Source organism: Methylocapsa sp. S129 (assembly GCF_009765995.1).
Classification (GTDB): domain Bacteria; phylum Pseudomonadota; class Alphaproteobacteria; order Rhizobiales; family Beijerinckiaceae; genus Roseiarcus.
Map to the genome: position 1 here is coordinate 344940 of NZ_LMUI01000059.1, position 20729 is coordinate 365668.

Genomic DNA, 20729 nt, shown 5'->3' on the forward strand with positions numbered 1-20729 from the left:
AAGGGAATGCTAAAATGCTTAAAGTCGGTCTCCTTGGCGCCGGTCGCATCGGCAAGGTTCACGCCAAGGCGATTTCCTCGCATCCGGAAAGCCGTCTCGTCGCGGTGTCTGACGTCGACATGGGCGCCGCTGAAGCGCTCGCGGCGCAATATGGCGCGGAGCCGCGCAGCAACGAAGCCATCCTCTCCGACCCGTCCATCGACGCTGTCCTAGTCGCTACCTCGACCAACACGCATTCCGATTTCATTGAGGCTGCGACCCGAACCGGGAAGGCCGTGCTCTGCGAAAAACCCGTCGACCTCAGTCTCGCGCGAGCAAAGGCGTGTCAGAAGGCCGCCGCCGCGACCAGGCGCCCGGTGATGATCGGGTTCAACCGCCGCTTTGATGTGAATTTCGCCGCCCTCAAGGCCGCTTCCGACCGCGGCGAAATCGGCAAGAGCGAGCTTCTGTCGATCACGTCTTTCGATCCCGCACCGCCACCGATCTCCTACGTGAAAGTATCGGGCGGGCTGTTCCGCGACATGATGATCCACGACTTCGACATGGCGTGTTGGATCATGGGAGCGACGCCGCAAAAGGTGACTGCGATCGGTTCGTCGATCGTGAATCCCGAGATTGGCGCCGCAGGCGACGTCGACACAGCGGTCGTCACTTTGCATTTCGCCGCCGGTCGCATCGCCGTCATCAAGAACAGCCGGCGCGCGGTTTACGGCTACGATCAACGCGTCGAATTGCTCGGCTCAGAGGGCCTGCTCTCGGCGGGCAACGTGATTGAAAACACCGTCGTCAAGGCGACGACGGCCGGCGTCGTCAGCGCCAAGCCGGAATTCTTCTTCCTGGAACGCTACATGCGCGCCTATGCCGCCGAATGGGCGGCGTTCGTTGAAGCTGTCACGAAAGGGACGGCTCTGCCAGTGACGCTCGACGACGGCGTCAACGCGCTCGCGATCGCGGAGGCGGCGACCCGCTCCGCGAAGACGGGAGCGACTGTCGATATGGCCACGGTCATGGGCTGAGCACCCTTTCCGCTGGCGTCGTGATATTCAAGAAGGACCCTGGCGCTGCTCGGCGCCGGAATCTAAATTCTTGGGCAGTTCTTTCGTGCGGACTATCCCCGTCTCCGGGGCAAGCGCCTCCGCGCGTTCTCTGAGGGACGGCTTCAGGCCGCCGGCCAACCAAACTCGCTCGGCGCGGTCACGATCACGCTTCCGCATCCTGCTGCTGAAGGCGCAGACGATCGCGCGCAGCGACCGCACCCAAGGGAATCGGCGACACAAAGTTCGCAGTTTCGTTCAGCCCGGGAGAGCCAATTCGGAATGAAACGGCGAACGCCGTTTGCGCGAAGTTCCACTCCAGTGTCTCCGCCGAACTTGGTGACCATGTCGATATGCATGATCTCGCACATGGCTCGCTCTTCATGATCGACCCTGATCCTAACCGAGGAAGAACATAATTCGGCTCGCCGCCTTGGGAATCTGCCCTATTCTGCGATGGCGAGAACCTCGATCTCGCCATCGCCCAAAACGACGACATCACCGACAGCCTTGCCGATGAGCGCGCGCGCCACGGGGGAGACGTAGGAGATTGATCCATTCCGAGGATCTGCTTCGTCTTCACCCACAATTCTGAAAACCTGGCGCCGGCCGTCGTCGCGACTGAACGTAACGCGGTTTCCAAAAGCAACGGTGTCGCCCAATGCCGGCGGCGCGACGAGCTGAGCGCTCCGCAGACGCTCGGCAAAATACCTCAGATCCCAATAAGCGGGCGCGGCGGCGCGGCGACGTTCGTTCACGTCCTCAATCTGCTGCGCGGCGTCGTAGGCGGCACGAGCTTCTGTCATCGCCGCGCCCAGCGCTCTTAATCCGGACGCCGTCACCAAATTAGGATGTGGCGAGACAGGTCGATCGGGAAGTCCGACCTCCGCGGCGGTTTCGGCGCTCTCCTCCCGAGTAAAGGCGACGCTCATTGCTTCTCTCTCTTCTTGATCCAATCCAATACCCGCTCACAGCACAGGGGCGGGATCAAGGCTAAGGCCGTTAAGAACGCTCGACGCTTTGGCCAACCTGGCGCAATAATCTTCTTCACAACTCTCTGCGAACTGCTTCCCCGGTGCTTCCGCGAGAATTTCACGGATAGCCATATCGATCGGACCGTGCTTCGACGGCTTGTGCCCGACGAGCCTCTGCAGTTTAGTTTTGATACTGAACGGAAATATCGGTGAACTCCATCGACCCGCCCTCGACGAAAACTCCAATTCGCTGCCGAGCGCCGGAGTAGATGCGATAGCTTAGCGCGACTCGCCGATCTACGAAGATCTCGACGACGCTGCCAGTCGCCAGCAATTGGAACTCCGGACCCGATCCGTCGGAACGCCACTCGAAGGGATGTTCCACAAGACGCGGGCCGTCGACTTCGCGCGTCTCGCCCGAGCGGTCAACGAGATCCGCCCAGAACGAGTCGAGCGGCGCCGGCCAACGCGTCAGAGACACCGAGCGCCGCGCGGAATCGAACACCACCGCGAAAGCCGTGAGGTCGTCATCGGGGCGCAGCAGCAGCCCGAATCGCGCCGGAGCAGGATGAAAATGGAAGCGTCCCGACAGAAGATAGTCCTCGCGATCGAGTTCGAAGACCTCCCAAGCGAACCCTCCGTTTGACTCTAACTTCAGCGACTTCCGACGAGGCGCTTCAGTCCCTTGACGGGATAGGCTCACGACTTTGAGCGATTGACGGGGGCCGAACGCATTTGCGACCTCGTCCGCCAGCCTCATCGTCAAAGCGCCGGACGGCGTCGATGCAAGCAACCTCGGCGCGGCGAAATCGCCGCCCCACAGCCATTCGCCTGTATCGACGTCGCCGGCGCGATCATGCACCCACCCGAAAAAGACGCGGCCTTCGCCATAGGGAGCGGATTTAGCGGCGTACCAGCGGCGGCCATCGAAGGCCTCGCGACTTGGAATGCGCCACGGCCCGCGCGGATTCTCCGACACGCGGCAGATGGTCGCGGCATCCTCGGAATAGCGCGAATAAACAAGATGCCAGTGGTCGTTCAATTGGAAGAGTTCCGGGCACTCCGGACAGAAGATGCTCATCGGGGCGTAGAAGGGCATCGGCTCAACCGACCAGGTCTTGAGATCGCTGGACGTCGCGAGCGCGATGCAACCGCGACGCCATTTCGGCCCATTGCGCAGCCGCGCGGCGATCAGCATCCAAAAGACCTGCTCCGCCTCATTCCACATCACGAACGGATCGCGCCAATCGATCGCTTCATATTCGGCGGTCGGAGAAAGGATCGGGTTCGCCGCGTCCTTCTCGAAGTGGACGAGGTCGCGACTGGTCGCATGGCAAATGGTCTGCGGATGCTTCGCGCCCAGCTTGTGGCCGGTGTAGAAGAGATGAAAGACGCCGCCGCTTTCGATCACCGAGCCGGTCCAGGCGCCATCGGCGTCGGGCGCGCCTCCCTCGCCTGGAGCCAGCGCCGCCGGAAGCTCTTCCCATTCGACCAGGTCCTTCGAGCAGGCATGACGCCAGGTCGTGCGCACGCGCTCAGGATATTTGACCGTGTTCGCCGGCGAAGCGAGGTGGAAGAGATGAACGACGCCCTGATGCGCGAATGGTATCGCGTCGCCCGCGGCGACGCCGTCCTTCGGCCGTCTGTAGATCGACATTGCCCGTTCCTCCCTCGCAATGGTCTTGACTTTCCGCGCGGCGCCGGGCGCCCAGTCAGGCGACCGCCGCCTCTAGTTGCGCCGCGATATACGCTCGCGCATGGCTGGCGATGCCGCCGCCGTCGGTCCACAGATCTCGCCAGATCGCGAGGTCGTTGGACAGACCCTGAGCGACCACCGTCGAGGAGAAGGATTCGAATGTGATCGGCCCTTTAAAACGAACGTCGGCGAGCGCATGGAAAAGCGAGGCGAAATCGATGTGACCCGACCCCAGCAGTCCGCGATGATTTTCTCCCACATGGACATAGCCCAACCGCGCTCCCGTCTCACGGATGGGGCGCGCGAAGTCGTCCTCCTCGATGTTCATGTGGTAGGCGTCGAGATGAATGAAGACATTGTCGCTGCCGATGTCGTCGGCGAGCGCAATCGCCTGACGCGCAGTATTGACGACATTCGTCTCGTAGCGGTTGCATACCTCGAGACCGAGCGCGACGCCGAGCCGCTGCGCCTCTTCGGCGAGACTCCGCAGGACAGCGACGGCGTTTTGCCGCCCGCGCTCGGTTACCGGCCGCCCATATTTGCCAAGCGCGCTATAGAGGGCGCCCGTCAAAATGCGCGCGCCGAGGCCGGCGGTCGCCACGAGCGAATCATGGAGCAACTTCGCGCCGCGCTCGACGACAACCCTATCCTCACTCGATACGTCAGCGTCGAACGCCAACCCACGCGAGCACGCGACTTGAAGGCCATGCCGTTTCATGACGTCTCGCGCATGCGGGACGTCGAGATTGGCAAGATCGTGCAGCGAGAGTTCGAGCAGGTCGAAGCCTGCTTCCGATGAGCGCTTGGCCGCGATCTCGATCGATTCGCGCGACGTATCGCCCGCCCACACCAACGCATGGACGCCTACCAGATTGCCGCCGGACTTCTTGTTCATGCTCCGCCTTTCACACTCATCGCCTGTCACACGGCGCTAGTTCACGCGGCGAGGATTGTCTTGACGATGTCCCCAACCACCTTCTCGCCGTCTACGCCGACGCAAACACGCATGTTCGCTTTGCCGCCGGGCCTCATCACGGTCTGCCCGAGACCGGGCCCTGGCTCCAAATTCACGGAAACCGACAGGTCCTGAAAGGATGCGACGCCTGGATCGGCGGCGACCGCCACCGCCAAAGGATCGTAAAGCACGCAACCGTCGCCCCAATCGAACATCGGCGCATCGAGATAGGTCATGCACACCTCGCGGAAGATCGGGGCGAGCAGCGCGGATTTCGGATCCACCGCGCGGATGGCGCTCTCGCGCAACATGAGGCCGGTGGTCGGATTGGTGACGTCGAGACTGACCATGGTGAGCTCGACGCCGGAACGGAAGACGATGTCCGCCGCCTGCGGATCGAACCAGATGTTGCATTCGGCGAGCGGGGTGATGTTCCCCTTCCCGTAGCGCTGCTCAAGACCGAGGCCGCCGCCCATGAACACGACGGCGCCGATGTCCTTACGTAGCCGCGGCGCCTTCTCGAGAGCGAGCGCCAGATTGGTTTGCGCGCCGATCGCGACGATGGTCACCTCGCCGGGATGGGCCGAGACTGTTTCGATGATGAAATCGACCGCGCTGAGGATTGTGCGCGGATTGACGATTTCGGGCAGTTGGACGCGGCCGGGTCGGCCGCGCGCGCCCGCATAAGCGTCCTTCAACGGCTGCGGCAGTTCGCCATTCATCCGCGTTCCCATTCCGATCGCGACCGGAACGTCCTCGCGCCCCGCCGCGCGCAGCACCGCCGCCGCGCATCGCGCGCCCAGCGCTGGCGGACAATTTCCGAATATGGTCGTTACGCCCAGCAGCTCAAGGCGCGGGTCCTGCAAGGCGAGCATCAGAGCGAGCGGATCGTCGGCATCCGTGCCGGGAATGCCGACCGCCGGATCCGTGTCGAGGATGATCTTGCGACGATGAGACGCGCCCATCTTATCCCTCCAAATCGCCGGCGCGCCCAGGATTGCCCGCGGCGGCGCCTGGCAGTGAGTCCGCGACGGAAATCGCCCCGGTCATGATCGCCACCGCCTGCGGCATCGTGTGGGTCTTCGGCGTGATGACGCCCGCGCATCGCCCGAGCCGCTGGATGTGGATGCGGTCGGCGCTCTCGAAGACATGCGGCATGTTGTGGCTGATCAGGATGACGGCGAGGCCTTGGTTCCTTAGCTTACGAACGATCTCGAGCACGACCCCGCCTTCGCGCACGCCGAGCGCCGCGGTCGGTTCGTCGAGCACGATGACCTTGCCGCCGAAAGCGACGGCGCGGGCGACCGCCACCGCCTGCCGCTGGCCGCCCGACAGCGTCTCGACAACCTGTGTGATGTCCTGGATCGTCTGAATGCCGAGCGTCGCGACTTTCTCCGCCGCTTCGCGCCGCATGCCGCGCTTGTCGAGCATGTGCAGCCATCGCCCCAGAATGTTGTCGCGCCTGCGCTCGCGTCCGAGAAACATGTTGGAGGCTATATCAAGCGCCGGTGAGAGCGCGAGCGACTGATAGACCGTCTCGATGCCCGCGTCGCGCGCGTCCTGAGGCTTGCGGAAGGCAACCGGCCGGCCCTCGACCCTAAGCTGACCGGCGTCGGGGATTTCGGCGCCGGTCAGGCATTTGATGAGCACCGACTTGCCCGCGCCATTGTCGCCGATGATCGCCAGCACTTCGCCGCTATAGACATCGACGTCGACGCCATCGAGAGCGACGACGGGGCCGAACGTCTTGACGAGGCCGCGCGCCGATAGAACGGGAACGCGCGCTGAATCCGCGTCGATGGCGATGGACGCGTTCATCGTTGCGCCTTTACGCCGCGAATCCATTGGTCGAGCGAGACCGCGGCGATGATGAGCAGGCCGATGGCCAGCGTTTGGTAGAGGACGTCAAAGCGCGCGAGCGCCAGACCGTTGCGGAAGACGCCAACGATCACCGCGCCGAGGAACGTTCCCAGAAGGCTGCCGCGGCCGCCAAACAGGCTGGCGCCGCCGATCACCACCGCGGTGACCGAGTCGAGATTGGCGTCAACCGCCGAGCTCGTCGTCGCCGCGCCGACGCGCCCTATGAGCACCCACGCGCTCAGCGCGACGATCACCCCGGTGAGCGTGTACACGCTCAGCAGCAACCGTTTGACCTGAATGCCGGCGAGCCGCGCAGCGGACGAGTCGTCGCCAACCGCATAGACATGACGCCCCCATGCGGTCTGCGACAATGCGAAGCCGACCGCGAGATACATTGCGATGACCAACACGGCGCCGACCGTGAATTGGAACGGACCGACCGGAAAGGAAAGATTGGTTGCGACCAGGAAGGGACCGAGGTCGGCTCCGGGAATCGAGCGCCCGCCGCTCATCAGGAGCGCAATGGCGATGAAGACGTTGAGCGATCCTAAAGTCACGATAAAGGGCGGCAACCGCACCTGAGCGACGAGCACGCCGTTGAGAAAGCCTGCGAACCCGCCAACGCCGATGCCGATTCCCAACGACAGCCAGCCCGGGACGCCAGCTTTGCCAGCGAGAACGCCGATAACCATCGTCACGAGCAGCATCATCGCGCCGACTGACAAGTCGATGCCGGCGGTGAGGATGATCAGCGTCTGCCCAATCGCCAGCGAGCCGACGACCGACACCTGCTGAAGGATCAGCGACAGGTTGGACGGTTGGAGAAAGCGTGAACTCGCGAAGGAGAATGTCACCAACGCGGCCAGCAACACGCAGAGCGGGCTGATTTCCGGATGCCGATGCAGCGCGCGTTGGATGCGCTGCATCGTCGTAAGCTCCCGCCGCCGAAAGATTTCGGCGGCGGTCATTGGCGTGATTCTTGATTCACTCATTGGCGATCAGCCTCAAATGGGACTCGCGTCACCAGCAAAGCTCCGCGCCTTTCTTGGAGTCGATGCTCTTCATCTCCGCGACGGGCTTGTCGGTGACCAGCGTGATGCCGGTGTTGACGAAGTCAACGCCTTTCGAATTGACCGGCTCGGCGTGATTGCGGATGTGGTCGATGACCGCCTTGACGCCGAAGCGACCCATCGCGCTCGGATATTGCTGGGAGAGCGCGCCAAAGTCGCCCGAGGCGACCGCCTTCACGCCCCTGCAACTGCCGTCGATCGAGACGACGAGCGCATCCTTGATCCCGGCCGCCTTCAGCGCCTGTACGGCGCCGACGCCGGAAGTTTCATTGGCGCTGAACACGACGTTGATCTTCGGATTGATGGACAGGCAATTCTCCATCACGGTGCGGCCGCCATCCTCCGCGCCATTGGTCGCGCCATTGCAGATTATTTCGTAATCGCCGCCTGAATATTTGCCGGTCTTGTCCTCGCGGCCGTTGACCTGCGGATCCTTGGTCTTGACGCCCATCCCATTCAGAAAGCCGTGGTCGCGCTGCCAGTCGATCGAGACGACCTTGTCGGCGAACAGGTCGAGCATGGCGATCGTCGCCTTCTTGCCGCCCAGCGTGGCCGCGGTCCATTTGCCAATCAACTGACCCGCCTCGTAATTGTCGGAAGCCAGAGTTGCGGCGACGAGTTTGGTCGGCGAGAACGGCGTGTCGAGCGCCAGCACATAGAGACCAGCCGCCTGCGCCTTCTTGACCGCTTCGTTCACCGCCGGGCCGTTATTGGCGATGAGGATCGCGTCGTCGCCTCGCGAGACCGCATATTCAATCGCCTGGATCTGGCCGTCGGCGTCGCTCTGGTCACGTCCGGCCGCGACGGTGATTTCGACATTCTGGCCTTTGGCGGCCTCCTTGGCGCCTTCGACCATCGCGGTCCAGAAGTGGTTGTCCGGATCCTTGGTGATCAATGTGATGTGGATTGTCTTGTCCGTCGCCGACGCGCCATTGGCGAACAGCAACGCCGCGGCCACGACGGCCGACGAGATAATTCCTAGACGATTCATGGCTTTCATTTTCATCCTCCCTTGCAACTTGCGGCCATTGCAAGATCGGCCGCAAGAAACTCCATCTGGCCCAAGCCTCGTTCGTTTTGCGTTGGCCCTGTCGATTGACAAAGCTGCGCCGTTCGCGCGGGCGTCGCGCCGCGCGGTTTTGATAGATCGCCTGTTGGTTCATATCCCGGTCGTCGCGCCCAAAGCGGACGCCGACGGCCTATTCAATTGCTCTTGGCAAGATCGTCGCGGTCTCTCCGAGAAGGGCGTTTGATGTCAATGGTCGTTCCTGGCGGACAGGTCGCGGTCGAGCGTCTACGCTCCAACGTGCAAGCGAGGCGAATGCCTTCGGGCGGCTCGCTGTCTCCCTCGATGCGTCGTCTGAGAATGCGCCAGGCGCGACGCCCCATTTCCTCCACCGGCTGCCGGATGGCGGTCAGCGGCGGCGACACCGCGCGCATCCAGGAATAGTCGTCGAAGCCCAGCACGGACACGTCGTCGGGAACGCGTGCATTCCATTGCTGCAACGTGGCGAGCACGCCAAGGGTGCCGAAATTCGTCAAAGCGAGAAAAGCCGTCGGCCGGCGTCTTTCCGTCGCCAGTTGCTCCAGACGCGCGGCCGCTGACTCGAAGCTAAATCCGAGCTCAATGAGCGACAGCGGGGCGGAATCGGTTTCGCGAAGGACGGATTCGATTCCCGAACAACGCTCCCGAATATTCTGCAGCCTCATGCTCGACGCGGCGACGACGATGTCTCGGTGCCCAAGTTCAAAGAGGTGCCTGGCCGCCTGCAAGCCCGCGTCAAAATTGTCGCTGGACACAGCGTCGCCGGTAAAGTCCTGAGGCACGCGATCGACGACGACGAACGGGAGGCCCGCCTTCTCAAGCAGGCCTCGACTGGGAAACTCATCGCTGGCCGGCACGATCACCACGCCTGCCGGTTTCCAGGCGAGCAACGTTCGCAGCCTTGCGGCCTCTTCGCTGTCGTCGTCGCTCGAACTCGCAACGAGGATGTCGAAACTCTCGGCCCTGGCGGCGGTTTCGATCGCCGCGACGAGCGACGTAAAAAACGGGTTGCTGAGCTCGGGAATGACAATCCCGACCACCCGCCCCTTCCCGCCGCGAAGCTGCGAGGCCGCGCGATCCGGCTCATAGCCAAGCGCGGCGGCCGCTTCGCGGACCCGTTTTGCGAGCCCCGGCTTCACCGGCCGATTGCCGCTGAATACGTTCGAAACAGTGCCGGCCGACACGCCCGCGCGTTTGGCAACGTCTTTGATGGACGCCGGCGGGACTTTCACAAGTTCACTCCCTTTCTACGTAAAACGATTTACGTTTAAATCGTTTTTCTCACAGACTACGCATCGACGCAAGAGGAATCTTGGCCAATTTCGAATCCCTTGTCGGGCTCAGCGATCTTCAACCTGCTCCGCGTGAATCGTGACTTTGGGTCTAGGCTGTGTCAACGCGCTTATGTCGTCGTCGGAATCGGGCGGGCGTTGAGGCAATTTCTTGGTTCAACAACATCGCAAAAGTTCGCCGAACCCTCCGGCTCGCCATACCGCGCGATACCCGCTGCTTTGACAGAGTTGGCCGTCGCCTCCTCCGAGCGGCCGACCACGGCATGCGCCGACAATTCAATTTCGATTGCCGGACGAACCGCACCAGAAACGGCCCCGCCAAAGCGCAACAATTTATTTGGCCCCATCGCGGATCATATATCCCGCGCCCCGGATCGTATGCAAAAGCGGCGTCTCGAAATCCCTGTCGATCTTGGCGCGCAGGCGCGAGACATGGACGTCGATCACATTGGTCTGCGGATCGAAATGATAGTCCCAGACATGTTCGAGCAACATGGTGCGCGTGACCACTTTGCCCGCGTGCTGCATGAGATATTCGAGCAGCCGAAACTCGCGAGGCTGGAGGATGATTTCTTCGCCCGCCCGCGTCACCTTATGCGAGAGCCGGTCGAGTTCGAGATCGCCGAGGCGATAGAGCGTTTCTTCGCTCGCGCCCTTGGGGCGACGGCGCGCCAGCACTTCGACGCGCGCGAGCAGTTCAGAAAAGGCGTAGGGCTTGGCCAGATAATCGTCGCCGCCCGCTCGCAGGCCCTTGACGCGGTCGTCGACCTGGCCGAGCGCCGAGAGGATCAACACCGGCGTCTCGACGCTTTGCGCGCGCAAGGCGCCGATCAGCGACAGACCGTCCATCTTGGGCAGCATGCGGTCGACGATCGCGACGTCATAGGCGCCCTCGCGCGCCAGATCGTAGCCGTTGAGGCCGTCGGCGGCGTGATCGGCGACATGGCCGACTTCGCGGAAAGCCTTGGTCAGATAGGCCGCCGCGTCACGGTCGTCTTCGATAATGAGAATGCGCATGGAGGACATATAGCCTCTCCGCCAAAACGGCAAAAACGTAAAAAGCGGCAGGCCAGGGGGGCGCCCGGCCTGCCGCCCGATATCCCGCGCCATATCCCGCGGGGGCTGGAAGATGGCGCTGGACGCGGCTCCAGATGCGGACCTCTGGAGCCAACTCCTGCAGGCTTTTAGGAAGCCGCCTGGGTGGACAGAGCGACGAAGCGGAAGGCGTCGCCCGATTTCACGCGCAGCAGCACAGCCTTGTGGCCGCTCGCCTTGGCCGCATCGAACGCCGCCGTAATATCGGCCGCACTCGCCACCGGCTTGCCGCCGGCGTCCAGAATGATGTCGCCCGTCTGGAGGCCCTTCTGCCCGGCGAGACCGTCGGGATCGACTTCGGCGACCGTTACGCCTTCACGGCCGGCGCGCGCGGGCTCGACCGTCAGGCCGAGCTTGGCGAGCTCGGTCGGCCCGGAGGGCTGGGTCGTTGTGGCGTCCGCCTTGGCTTCCTTTTCGCCGGCCATCGCGCCGAGCTTCACGCTGATCGTCTGCGCGGCGCCGTTGCGGAGGATGCCAAGCTCCGCGGTCGTCGTGGGGCCGAGCAGCGCGATCTTGCGCGCCAGCTCCTTGGGATCGGCGACCTTTTCGCCATTGACCGAGGTGATGACGTCGCCGGTCTTGACGCCCGCCGCCAGAGCGGGGGAATCGGGTTGCGCCCTGGAGACAAGCGCGCCGGACGCTTCCTTGATGCCGAGGCTGTCGGCGATGTCGGCGCTGACCGGCTGGATCTCGACGCCGAGCCAGCCGCGCGCCACCGAGCCGTGATCCTTCAGCGATTGCACGACGGATTTGACGACATCGCTGGCGATGGCGAAGCCGATGCCGACGCTGCCGCCTGACGGCGAGAAGATCGCCGTATTGACGCCGACGACCTCACCCTCGGAATTGAAGGTCGGACCGCCCGAATTGCCGCGGTTGACCGGCGCGTCGATCTGCAGGAAATCGTCATAGGGGCCCGAACCGATATCGCGGCCGCGCGCCGAAACGATGCCGGCCGTCACCGTGCCGCCCAGGCCGAACGGATTGCCGACCGCGATGACCCAATCGCCAACGCGCGGCGACTGGCTGGCGAAATTGACGAAGGGATAGTCGCCGCCTTCTTTGACTTTCAGCAAAGCGAGATCGGTCTTGGGGTCCGTGCCGATAACCTTGGCCGGGATCGTCTTGCCGTCGACCGTGGTGACGGTGACGTCGGTGGCGTGATCGACGACGTGATTATTGGTGACGACATAGCCGTCGGCGGAAATGAAGAAGCCGGAGCCCTGCGCCATCGACAGATGTGGCGCATGCGGATGTCTCATGCCGGGCATGTCCCCGTCGCCGTCCTGCCCCTGGCCGAACTGCTTGAAGAAGCGGTCCATCGGGCTGCCTGGCGGGAAATCGGGCATATGCGGCCGGTCGGACTGATCGTCGCTGGCGTCTTCGGAAATCTTGACCTTGACCGAGACGACGGCGCCCTTCACGCGATCGACGACATCGGCGAAAGAGGCGGGGCCGGCAGGCGAGGCGCTGGTCGCGGCGAGCGCAGCCTGTGAGAACTGGGGCACGCTTTCGAGCGCCACGCCGCCGATGGCGAGAATGGCGACCGCGCCGAGCAAGGCGCCGCGCAGGGAGCGCGGCCGGAAATCGGCGGAATGGGGGAATGACATCTTTCTTCTCCATCTGTGGCGGCGCGCCAGCATCGAGGACTCGGCTGGCGGCATGGCCGACAAGATGGACGAACGCCCTTTACCGCTCGATGGCGCGGACGTGAAAGGTTGGTAATGTTGGGGGCCGCGCGGCCAACCAGAGCGCGCTTCGGCCGAAATTTGTGAGACAGCCATTGGATTGCCGAGCGGTCTCCCGTAGAATAGCGCATGGTTCGGCCTTATCGAGGAGCGATCATGCCTACAAACGCCGAAGCCTTGATGACGAAGATTCAGGCCCTGCCTGTCGAGCGTCTCGCCGAGATCGAGGATTTCGTGGATTTCATCGCTTCCCGAGAACAGGAACACGCGACCTCACGCGCCACCGCAAGCGCGCCCGCCTTCGCGGCTATCTGGAGCAATCCGGAGGACGACGTATACGATGCCCTATGAATTCGGGGACATCGTCCTCGCGCCTTTCCCTTCGCGCGGATGGCAAATCCCTAAAGATTTGCAAGGCTGCGATCGCTACTCGCCCGCACTCGCTTTCTGACGTCGAGCCACAATAAAAATGAGGCCTCCGCTCGATGCCCGCCAAGAAACACCAAATCACTGACGCCGAGTGCGCCGCGAACATCGGTAAGCTGGCGCGCGAGGTCGAGGCCAGCAACGATCCGGCGATGCTAGACAGCGCCGTTAGGAAGATCGTCCAGCATAGGCCGGCACCGGCCGAACCGAAACCGCTGAAGTTCGGGGGCGGACCAAAATGAAGAAATCTAATAAGGCTTTGCCTTTCTTCCTAACATGGTCTGTTTGTACAGGGGCTGGCGTAGTTTACGGAGGCATCAAAGAAGGCGGCTCTATGTGCGCAGATGTCTGCGGCTTGGGTATGCTCTTCTTCGGCGTCCAAGGTTTCTTGATAGGTCTGACTTTGGCCTTGGGCGTAATCGTCGCTTTGGATTGGCCAGTAAAATAATGGCCCAGCACAAACGAAGACCGGCGCCGATGATGCATGGTCCCTTCAATTACAATATCGCCGCCGCGATTTCACGGCGCGAGGCTCTCCAGCAGCGCCTTGCGAAAGGCGTCGGGGTCCTGCATTTGCGGCGCATGGCCAAGGGTCGGAAATTCGATCAGTTTGGCGTTGGGGATCAATCGCGCGGCGTTTTTGCCGAGTTCCGGATAGTCACCGAGCTTGGCGCGCAGCTCCGGCGGCGCGAGATCCTTGCCGAGCGCCGTCGTGTCCTTGTCGCCGATGAACAATACGGTGGGAATCGCCAGCTTGCCGAGTTCGTAGATGACGGGCTGGGTGTAGATCATCTCGTCGATCAGAGCCGAATCCCGGGCGACAGCCTCGCGTCCCGGCCCGCGATACATCCCCGCCAGCATCTCGACCCAGCGATCATAGGCGGGTTTCCATTCCCCGGAATAATACGTCGCCTGTTCGTAGCGGCGCACGCTTTCGGCCGAGGTTTTCAATTCGCGCTCGGTCCATTGATCGACGCTGAGCGACGGCACGCCTTCGGCTTTCCAGTCTTCAAGACCGATCGGATCGACGAGAACGAGCTGGCGGACCTGTCCTGGGTACATCAAGGCGTAACGGATCGCGAGCATGCCGCCGGTCGAATGCCCCATGATCGTCGCCTTTTCGACGCCAAGCGAGGCGAGCAGCGCGCGGGTATTGCCGGCGAGTTGCTCAAAGCTGAACAGGTAGTCGCCGGGTTTGCTCGATTTGCAGAAGCCGATCTGGTCGGGAACGATGACACGATAGCCCGCATCGCTCAGCACCCTGATCGCGGCTTCCCAGGTGGCGCCGCAAAAGTTCTTGCCGTGCAGCAGCACGATCGCGCCCCGCGGCGCCTTGGCGGCGGCGACGTCCATATAGGCCATATGGAGATTCTGGCCCTGCGAGACGAACGCGAATTGCTTCACCGGATAGGGATAGTCGAAGCCCTCAAGCTCGGGGCCGTAGACTGGCGCTTCGGCGGCGAGAGCCGGAGCGAAGGACAGCAAGGCGACGATCGGGAGGAACAAGCGGGAGTGACGGAACATGGGGGCTGGCTTTCATAGGAATGGCGCGGTCGGCAAAAAGCCAAGGCAAATGGCTCTATCATGGCATCGCCGACGTTTTCGCGATCTTCACGCCGCTCTTTTTCCCTTGCGCGTCGATTCCAGGATACGCGCGACGCCTTGATGATCGCGGCCGATCATCATCAAGTAAGCCCTCACGCCGCCAAGCGGCCGGCTGCGCGCCTGCTCCCAGGCGCGAATTTGTTCGACCGTGAAGCCGAAGGCATAAGCGAACGCCTCTTGCGACAAGCCGACCTTCTTGCGGATCGCCTTGACGTCGATCTCGGCCGGCACATGGAGGCGGGCGGGCGAGACCTCGCCGCGCGCAATGCCGATGGCCTCTTCAAGGCCTGCAGCGATCTTGTCGAAAGCTTTCCTGGTCATAATTCATCCCTCGCTTGTTCGATCGCCGCGCATGATTTTCTTGCCGTAATCGGCCGCCAGGATTGCCGTAAGCTTGGCCAGGCCATTGCGCTCGGCGGCGCTCAAATTCGCCTTTTCACCCTTCGCAAAGACGGTCAGCAGAAAGATCGGCAAGTCCTCACCGGTGAAAAACGTGACGACGCGATAGCCGCCGCTCTTGCCCCGGCCTTCGCCGGCGACGCGTATTTTCCGGCAGCCGCCCGAGCCTTGGATTTCATCCCCGGCGTCGGGATTGGCTGCAAGAAACCCGATAAAGGCATCAACCTCCGCTCGGGACATGCCAGCCCCCGACGCGGCGCGTTCGAATGCCTTGGTTTCACAAACGGCATGCATCGTCCGACCCGAAGGCGACTATGGAATAGCCATATATGGAAGTTACATAGTTTTGTCAATATTTCGAGGAACGAAAATTGATCTCCACGCCGCGCCGGCGGCTATCCGTCCAGGCCCGGCGCTGTGCGCCATGCGTTACAGTCGAAATGGATATGTTACGCCAGCGAGCGCCAGCGCCAAAACAGCAGGCGCCGCCGCAAGCGCGACGACGACGCGTTTGTCGCCCCATTGTTGGCGCAGCCATTTTCGGGAGGGCGTTTCGCAAAACGAATAGAGCGCGCGCGAGACCAGAAGAACGATCGCTATGACGCCGACGAGCTTTACGACATCGAACGCGAGGCTGTGCGGCCGCTGGCCCGACAACCGCACCGCGATCAAGAGCGCGACATCGTGCACCAGATAGATGGAGTAGCTCGCTTCTCCCAAGGCGATCGCCGACCGCGCGTTCAGCAACCGACCGCCGAATCCGGTGTAGCGCGCCGCGCAAAAAACCAGCACGGCGGCGGGCGGCGCCAGTCCAAAGTTCATGTTCATCTTGCGGAAGAGATTCACGCCGACATCGGGATCATACATGAGATAGGTGATATAAAAGACGCTCAGCGCCGCGGCGAGCATGACGCAAGAGCCGATGAAATTTTCGAGTTCGGTGACCATCCGACCGCGCATTTGAACATAGAATTGAGCGACAAGCGCCCCAACAACAAACTCTCCCATCCGCAGATAGGGAGAGAAGTAGAGCAGCCATCGCACGAAAGAATCCTGCTGATGGTCCTGCATTCCGGCAATCGATCCAAACCGGTCAACCGCCCACGCATCGATCGCCGGGGACCTGTCGTAGAGACCGGCGGCGAGCGCGATCCAGAGGGCGCACCAAAGCGCCAATAGCGCGGCCGCGGTCCCTGGCCGCCGTCGCCGCAGAATGAACCAGGCCATGCATGGATAAGCAAAGTAGAAAAACCATTCCGCGCTGATCGACCAGGTCAGCGGAGAGCCGCCGCCGACGGCGGTAATGAGCGAACCGCCCTGGATCGGCGCGTAGAACCAGCTCTGAATGGACACGAGGAAATAGGGAAGCGCCCGAAGCGTGCTTTCGAATGGTTCGACATGCCCATTCCACAAATCGAATAGCCTGCTGCTCAGCAGCACATTGACCAGCAGCGTGAGAAGAAAAAGGGGGTAGAGGCGCGCGAACCGCGCCCACAGATAGGCGGCGACGCCGCGAAGCCCGTCCCTGCTTATCAAGCTCGCATAATTGTAATGAATCACGAAGCCGCTGAGCACGAAGAACAGCGTCATCCCGAATCCAGACGCCTGCCTGAGCCAATAAACGACGCCGAGCGGCGTCTCGTGAACCGCCAAAAGCGCGGCGGCGGCGTGCGCGATCAGCACGGAAAAGGCGGCGACGAAACGGAGGCCCGTCAGCCCCGGCAATTCTTCGTGATGCGAGTGGCGCGCTTGCGCGCTCACATCTCTTTCAGACAACATTGCGGGTGTCGCCGCGCGGCGCGTCAGGCCGCAACGCCTGTCGCGCCAGATCCGAGATCACTTCGCCCAGGCTCTTGCGCTGTTGGGACGCCAGACTTTTGGCGGCCGCCAGGACATCGTCGTCAATAGCGAGCGTCGTGCGCAAGCGAGTCTCCAAAAACATCAACCATCAGACATCACACATCAATCAACCCGCCATGTCATGCCTGACAAAGGCTGCTCCATCTCTTTTTATAAAACAAAATCTTTCTGAAAAAGAGAATACTCGTTATAATCGCCCATCATGCGTCCGACCCGCACAACCTCTTTTTCAGGAACAGCCCCTATGTCCGAGCCCGATCTCGAATCTAAGCCCTCCCCGACCGATCCTGACGCCGCCGGCGGCCCGCGCGAAAAGCTGCGCGCCGGGCGCAAAGAGGCCGCCTTGCGCAAGGAGCGCATTTTCGAGCGGCTGGTCGAAGGCGCCTCCTATCTGGCCATTGCGCGCGAGGAAAATTGTTCGGTTCAATGGGTGAGAAGAATCGTCGCCGAAGCGCTCAGCGCGCGCGACATCGACCCGCCGGAGCAATTCGCGCAGTTGCAGATCGCACGTCTCAACCATGTGCTGAGCGTGGCCAACGCGTATATGATCAAGGGCAAGCTTGGGGCTGTCGATCGCTATCTCAAGACCGTCGAACAGCTCGACCGCTATCACGAATGAAGAATGCGCCACCGCCGAGCGCCAGAGCAGGGCTTTCGCCTGCGCAAGCGGCTCCCACGCCGCATGCCCTGCCCGCGCCCGAAGCGGCCCCGAAACTGACCGTCGCGCAGGACGCATGCGAGACGGCGGGAAACTAAACCGCCTTGCAAGCCGTTGGAAAAGCTCGATTCGCGGGACTAAAGTCGTTGGCCGTCATGCAAGCGGCGACCGCTCCCCCTTCAGCCCCGTTCGCCCTCCTCCGCGATCGCCGCCAGCCGCGCCTCCTCGGCTGGGCTCAATGCCGGCGCCGCCTCTTCCCGGCGCCGCGCCGCGCGCCATAGGGCGAGCGCGCCCAGGATCAGCGCCAGCGGCGCGCCGGCCCACAGCAGCAAGGTCTCCGGTTTGAACGGCGGGTTGAGCAGGATGAAATCGCCGTAGCGAGAGACAAGAAAGCCGCGCACCGCCTCATTGCTCTCGCCCTTGGCGATGCGGTCGCGGATCAACAGGCGGATGTCGCGCGCCAGCGGCGCGTCGGAATCGTCGATCGACTGGTTCTGGCAGACCATGCAGCGCAGCTCCGCCGAAAGCGTCCGCGCGCGCGCTTCCAGCGCGGGATCGCGCAGCACTTCGTCGGGCTGCACGGCATGGGCGAGAGGCGCTGCGATCATCAGGACGAAAAGAAGGGCGAGCCGCGCGCGCTTCATCGTTTCAACGCGCCGCTATCGCTGGCGAGCCGCTCCGCGCGGGCGCCGGGGCGCCGATGCGCAGACGCCGATCGGCGAGCGAGAGCGCGCCGCCAAACGCCATCAAACAGGCGCCCAGCCAGATGAAGGTCACCAGCGGCTTCCAGTAGAGCCGCGCCGCGACGGCGCCGTCGCCAGTCTGATCGCCGATCGAGATATAAAGCTGGCCGAACCAAAGCGTCGCAATGCCCGCCTGCGTCGTCGATGTCTGGCGCGCCGAAAAGAAACGCTTGGCCGGCTCGACCGAGGCGACGATTGTTCCGCCCGAACGGATGTCGGCTTTGGCGACCACTTCGCTGTAATTGGGGCCGGGACGGGAGGCGACCGATTGAAACGTCACCTGATAGGGTCCGACGTTCTGCGGCTCGCCGACGCGCATGCTGGCGATCGTCTCGGCGCCGAATGCGGTCGCGGCCAGCCCAAGCAGCGTGACGCCGACGCCGATATGAGCCAGCGCGCTGCCCCATGCCGACAGCGGCAGGCCGCGCGCACGGGAGAACAATACGCCGAGCGACGCGCCGCGCCGCCAGACGCGCGCGGCTATTTCGCTGAGCGAGCCCAGGATAATATAGATTGCGAGGCCCGCTGCGATCGGCGCCAATACCGGGCCGCCGCGTAGCGTCGCGAAGAGAGCGATGAAGATGCAAAGCCCGATCGCCGCCGCGACGCTGAGGCGTTGCGCGACGCCCAGCAGATCGCCGCGCTTCCAGGCGAGCGACTGGCCGAACGGCACGACAACGCACAGCATCAGCAGCAGCACGCCGCAGGTCATGTTGAAGAAAGGCGCGCCGACGGTGATTTTTTCGCCGGTCAATTGCTCGAGCGCCAAGGGATAGAGCGTGCCGATCAGCACGCCGGCGCAGGTCGTCGTCAGCAGCAGATTGTTGAGGACGAGCGCGCCCTCGCGCGAGATCGGCGCGAACAGGCCGCCGCGCTTGAGCATCGGCGCGCGCCAGGCGAACAGAGCCAGCGCGCCGCCGATGAAGAGCGCGAGGATCGCAAGAATGAACACGCCGCGCGAGGGATCGCTGGCGAAAGCATGGACCGAAGTCAGCACGCCCGAGCGCACCAGGAAAGTACCGAGCAGCGAGAATGAAAAGGCGAGGATCGCCAGAAAGATCGTCCAGACTTTCAACGCGTCGCGCTTTTCCATCACGGCGACCGAATGCACGAAGGCGGTGCCGGCGAGCCAGGGCATCAGCGAGGCGTTCTCGACCGGATCCCAGAACCAGAAGCCGCCCCAGCCCAAGGTGTAATAGGCCCAATAGGAGCCCATCGCGATGCCGAGCGTGAGGAAACACCAGGCGACCAATGCGAAGGGCCGCACGAAGCGCGCCCAGGCGGCGTCGATGCGTCCCTCGATCAGGGCCGCCGCCGCGAAGGAGAAAACGATCGAGAAGCCGACATAGCCGAGATAGAGCAGCGGCGGATGGATGGCGAGGCCAAGATCCTGCAGGACGGGATTGAGATCGCGCCCCTCGAACGGCGCCGGCGACAGGCGCGCGAAAGGGTTCGACGTCAGCAGAATGAACGCGAGGAAGGCGGCCGAAATGAAGCCCTGCACAGCCAGCACATTGGCGCGCAGAATGAGCGGCAGGCCGCGCCCAAGGCCGGCGACCAAGGCGCCAAAGAAGGCGAGGATGAGAACCCAGAGCAGCATCGAGCCCTCATGGTTGCCCCAGACGCCGGAGATTTTGTAAATCGTCGGCACGGCGCTATGCGAATTCTCGGCGACGTTGAGCACCGAGAAATCGGACGCCAGATGCGCCTGGACCAGCGCGCCGAACGACAGCGCGATCGCGACGAACTGACCCAAAGCGCAGGATTGCCCGACGGAGGCCAGGCCTTCGTCGCCCCGCAGCGTTCCCCAGAGCGGCACGATCGCCTGCACCAGCGCCAGAGCGAGCGCGAGGGTCAAAGCGTAATGTCCGATCTCGACGATCATGGCTTGGCTTCACCTTCTTGCCAGCGGCCCTGTTTCTTCAGGGCGTCGACCACTTCGCGCGGCATATAGCGCTCGTCATGTTTGGCGAGCACCGTATCGGCATGGAAGCGGCCCGGCGCCTCCAGCACGCCTTCGGCCACAACCCCCTGCCCTTCGCGAAACAGATCCGGCAGCAGCCCTTGATAGGTGACGGCGACATTATTGGCATTGTCGGTGATCGTGAAAGCGGCCTTTTGATCCTCAGTTTTAACCAGCGAGCCCGCCTTGACGAGACCGCCGATGCGCAGACGCGTCCCCGGCGTGGGATTCTTTTGCAGAACTTCGGTCGGACCGTAAAAGAACACGATGCTGTCGCTGAGCGCATAGAGCGCCAGCGCCGCCGCAAAGGCGATGATGGCGAGCGCGGCGCCGATCAGCGTGAGACGTCTGCCCTTGCGCGTCAAA

At 62.9% G+C, this 20729-nt stretch carries 20 protein-coding genes and 1 pseudogene; 3 read left to right on the plus strand and 18 right to left on the minus strand.

The window, feature by feature from the left end; translation table 11 throughout:
• Positions 1-14 precede the first annotated feature (14 nt).
• Positions 15-1016 carry an inositol 2-dehydrogenase gene (gene iolG / locus GSQ90_RS30195; RefSeq protein WP_158818682.1) on the plus strand — a complete coding sequence of 334 codons (1002 nt, stop codon included), beginning with the start codon at positions 15-17 and terminating at the stop codon, positions 1014-1016.
• Positions 1017-1480: 464 nt separating this feature from the next.
• Here the strand turns inward: iolG and greA are convergent, their stop codons facing one another.
• The 10 genes from greA to GSQ90_RS30245 all read right to left on the minus strand — a co-directional run bounded on the left by greA (position 1481) and on the right by GSQ90_RS30245 (position 12631).
• On the minus strand, positions 1481-1966 hold the full coding sequence (greA, locus tag GSQ90_RS30200) for a transcription elongation factor GreA (protein WP_158818683.1): 486 nt from the start codon (positions 1964-1966) through the stop codon (positions 1481-1483).
• 223 nt (positions 1967-2189) lie between these two features.
• Positions 2190-3665 carry a glycoside hydrolase family 32 protein gene (locus GSQ90_RS30205; protein ID WP_158818684.1) on the minus strand — a complete coding sequence of 492 codons (1476 nt, stop codon included), beginning with the start codon at positions 3663-3665 and terminating at the stop codon, positions 2190-2192.
• A gap of 55 nt (positions 3666-3720) precedes the next feature.
• The gene (locus GSQ90_RS30210) at positions 3721-4599 is read right to left on the minus strand and encodes a sugar phosphate isomerase/epimerase (protein ID WP_158818685.1); all 879 of its coding nucleotides are present in this window, start codon (positions 4597-4599) and stop codon (positions 3721-3723) included.
• A gap of 41 nt (positions 4600-4640) precedes the next feature.
• A complete protein-coding gene (locus GSQ90_RS30215; RefSeq protein ID WP_158818686.1) occupies positions 4641-5624 on the minus strand; it encodes a nucleoside hydrolase in 984 nt (327 codons plus the stop codon).
• Position 5625: 1 nt separating this feature from the next.
• Positions 5626-6477, minus strand: coding sequence for an ATP-binding cassette domain-containing protein (locus tag GSQ90_RS30220; RefSeq protein WP_158818687.1), 852 nt, complete (start codon positions 6475-6477; stop codon positions 5626-5628).
• Positions 6474-7487 (minus strand): ABC transporter permease, encoded by a 1014-nt coding sequence (locus GSQ90_RS30225; protein WP_210255017.1) that lies wholly within the window; start codon positions 7485-7487, stop codon positions 6474-6476. The genes GSQ90_RS30220 and GSQ90_RS30225 overlap by 4 nt, the downstream gene beginning before the upstream one ends.
• Positions 7488-7539: 52 nt before the next feature.
• A complete protein-coding gene (locus tag GSQ90_RS30230) occupies positions 7540-8589 on the minus strand; it encodes a substrate-binding domain-containing protein (RefSeq protein ID WP_210255018.1) in 1050 nt (349 codons plus the stop codon).
• A gap of 203 nt (positions 8590-8792) precedes the next feature.
• Positions 8793-9866: a LacI family DNA-binding transcriptional regulator gene (locus GSQ90_RS30235; protein WP_158818690.1), complete on the minus strand. Its 1074-nt coding sequence runs from the start codon at positions 9864-9866 to the stop codon at positions 8793-8795.
• A gap of 393 nt (positions 9867-10259) precedes the next feature.
• A complete protein-coding gene (locus GSQ90_RS30240) occupies positions 10260-10943 on the minus strand; it encodes a response regulator transcription factor (protein WP_158818760.1) in 684 nt (227 codons plus the stop codon).
• Positions 10944-11110: 167 nt separating this feature from the next.
• Positions 11111-12631: a Do family serine endopeptidase gene (locus GSQ90_RS30245; protein WP_158818691.1), complete on the minus strand. Its 1521-nt coding sequence runs from the start codon at positions 12629-12631 to the stop codon at positions 11111-11113.
• Between the two features lie 258 nt (positions 12632-12889).
• Between GSQ90_RS30245 and GSQ90_RS30250 the strand changes: the two genes are divergently transcribed.
• Positions 12890-13060: a hypothetical protein gene (locus GSQ90_RS30250; RefSeq protein WP_210255019.1), complete on the plus strand. Its 171-nt coding sequence runs from the start codon at positions 12890-12892 to the stop codon at positions 13058-13060.
• Positions 13061-13654: 594 nt separating this feature from the next.
• Here the strand turns inward: GSQ90_RS30250 and GSQ90_RS30255 are convergent.
• The 5 genes and pseudogenes from GSQ90_RS30255 to GSQ90_RS30275 all read right to left on the minus strand — a co-directional run.
• Positions 13655-14659: an alpha/beta fold hydrolase gene (locus tag GSQ90_RS30255; protein ID WP_158818693.1), complete on the minus strand. Its 1005-nt coding sequence runs from the start codon at positions 14657-14659 to the stop codon at positions 13655-13657.
• A gap of 87 nt (positions 14660-14746) precedes the next feature.
• Positions 14747-15061 (minus strand): helix-turn-helix domain-containing protein, encoded by a 315-nt coding sequence (locus GSQ90_RS30260; protein ID WP_158818694.1) that lies wholly within the window; start codon positions 15059-15061, stop codon positions 14747-14749.
• A gap of 3 nt (positions 15062-15064) precedes the next feature.
• On the minus strand, positions 15065-15433 hold the full coding sequence (locus GSQ90_RS30265; RefSeq protein WP_158818695.1) for a type II toxin-antitoxin system RelE/ParE family toxin: 369 nt from the start codon (positions 15431-15433) through the stop codon (positions 15065-15067).
• A gap of 135 nt (positions 15434-15568) precedes the next feature.
• A complete protein-coding gene (locus GSQ90_RS30270; protein ID WP_158818696.1) occupies positions 15569-16900 on the minus strand; it encodes an acyltransferase in 1332 nt (443 codons plus the stop codon).
• A 13-nt stretch (positions 16901-16913) separates the two neighbouring features.
• Positions 16914-17063, minus strand: a pseudogene (locus tag GSQ90_RS30275) (CopG family transcriptional regulator); the annotation flags it as partial.
• Between the two features lie 180 nt (positions 17064-17243).
• Here GSQ90_RS30275 and GSQ90_RS30280 point away from each other — a divergent pair.
• Positions 17244-17618 (plus strand): hypothetical protein, encoded by a 375-nt coding sequence (locus GSQ90_RS30280; protein ID WP_158818697.1) that lies wholly within the window; start codon positions 17244-17246, stop codon positions 17616-17618.
• Between the two features lie 218 nt (positions 17619-17836).
• Here the strand turns inward: GSQ90_RS30280 and GSQ90_RS30285 are convergent, their stop codons facing one another.
• The 3 genes from GSQ90_RS30285 to ccmE are packed head-to-tail and all read right to left on the minus strand — an operon-like array spanning position 17837 to position 20728.
• Positions 17837-18301 carry a cytochrome c-type biogenesis protein gene (locus tag GSQ90_RS30285; RefSeq protein ID WP_158818698.1) on the minus strand — a complete coding sequence of 155 codons (465 nt, stop codon included), beginning with the start codon at positions 18299-18301 and terminating at the stop codon, positions 17837-17839.
• A 4-nt stretch (positions 18302-18305) separates the two neighbouring features.
• Entirely contained in the window at positions 18306-20285 is a 1980-nt protein-coding gene (locus GSQ90_RS30290; protein ID WP_158818699.1) for a heme lyase CcmF/NrfE family subunit, read from the minus strand.
• Positions 20282-20728, minus strand: a complete 447-nt coding sequence (gene ccmE / locus GSQ90_RS30295; RefSeq protein ID WP_158818700.1) for a cytochrome c maturation protein CcmE — start codon at positions 20726-20728, stop codon at positions 20282-20284. Before ccmE ends, GSQ90_RS30290 begins: the two co-directional genes overlap by 4 nt.
• Between the last annotated feature and the right edge of the window lies 1 nt (position 20729).

Bases quoted from the DNA above. Each gene is read 5' to 3' on its own strand.
- iolG (WP_158818682.1), top strand. From the start codon at position 15: ATGCTTAAAGTCGGTCTCCTTGGCGCCGGTCGCATCGGCAAGGTTCAC.
- greA (WP_158818683.1), bottom strand. From the start codon at position 1,966: ATGAGCGTCGCCTTTACTCGGGAGGAGAGCGCCGAAACCGCCGCGGAG.
- GSQ90_RS30205 (WP_158818684.1), bottom strand. From the start codon at position 3,665: ATGTCGATCTACAGACGGCCGAAGGACGGCGTCGCCGCGGGCGACGCG.
- GSQ90_RS30210 (WP_158818685.1), bottom strand. From the start codon at position 4,599: ATGAACAAGAAGTCCGGCGGCAATCTGGTAGGCGTCCATGCGTTGGTG.
- GSQ90_RS30215 (WP_158818686.1), bottom strand. From the start codon at position 5,624: ATGGGCGCGTCTCATCGTCGCAAGATCATCCTCGACACGGATCCGGCG.
- GSQ90_RS30220 (WP_158818687.1), bottom strand. From the start codon at position 6,477: ATGAACGCGTCCATCGCCATCGACGCGGATTCAGCGCGCGTTCCCGTT.
- GSQ90_RS30225 (WP_210255017.1), bottom strand. From the start codon at position 7,487: ATGACCGCCGCCGAAATCTTTCGGCGGCGGGAGCTTACGACGATGCAG.
- GSQ90_RS30230 (WP_210255018.1), bottom strand. From the start codon at position 8,589: ATGAAAGCCATGAATCGTCTAGGAATTATCTCGTCGGCCGTCGTGGCC.
- GSQ90_RS30240 (WP_158818760.1), bottom strand. From the start codon at position 10,943: ATGCGCATTCTCATTATCGAAGACGACCGTGACGCGGCGGCCTATCTG.
- GSQ90_RS30245 (WP_158818691.1), bottom strand. From the start codon at position 12,631: ATGTCATTCCCCCATTCCGCCGATTTCCGGCCGCGCTCCCTGCGCGGC.
- GSQ90_RS30250 (WP_210255019.1), top strand. From the start codon at position 12,890: ATGACGAAGATTCAGGCCCTGCCTGTCGAGCGTCTCGCCGAGATCGAG.
- GSQ90_RS30255 (WP_158818693.1), bottom strand. From the start codon at position 14,659: ATGTTCCGTCACTCCCGCTTGTTCCTCCCGATCGTCGCCTTGCTGTCC.
- GSQ90_RS30260 (WP_158818694.1), bottom strand. From the start codon at position 15,061: ATGACCAGGAAAGCTTTCGACAAGATCGCTGCAGGCCTTGAAGAGGCC.
- GSQ90_RS30265 (WP_158818695.1), bottom strand. From the start codon at position 15,433: ATGCATGCCGTTTGTGAAACCAAGGCATTCGAACGCGCCGCGTCGGGG.
- GSQ90_RS30280 (WP_158818697.1), top strand. From the start codon at position 17,244: ATGTCCGAGCCCGATCTCGAATCTAAGCCCTCCCCGACCGATCCTGAC.
- GSQ90_RS30285 (WP_158818698.1), bottom strand. From the start codon at position 18,301: ATGAAGCGCGCGCGGCTCGCCCTTCTTTTCGTCCTGATGATCGCAGCG.
- GSQ90_RS30290 (WP_158818699.1), bottom strand. From the start codon at position 20,285: ATGATCGTCGAGATCGGACATTACGCTTTGACCCTCGCGCTCGCTCTG.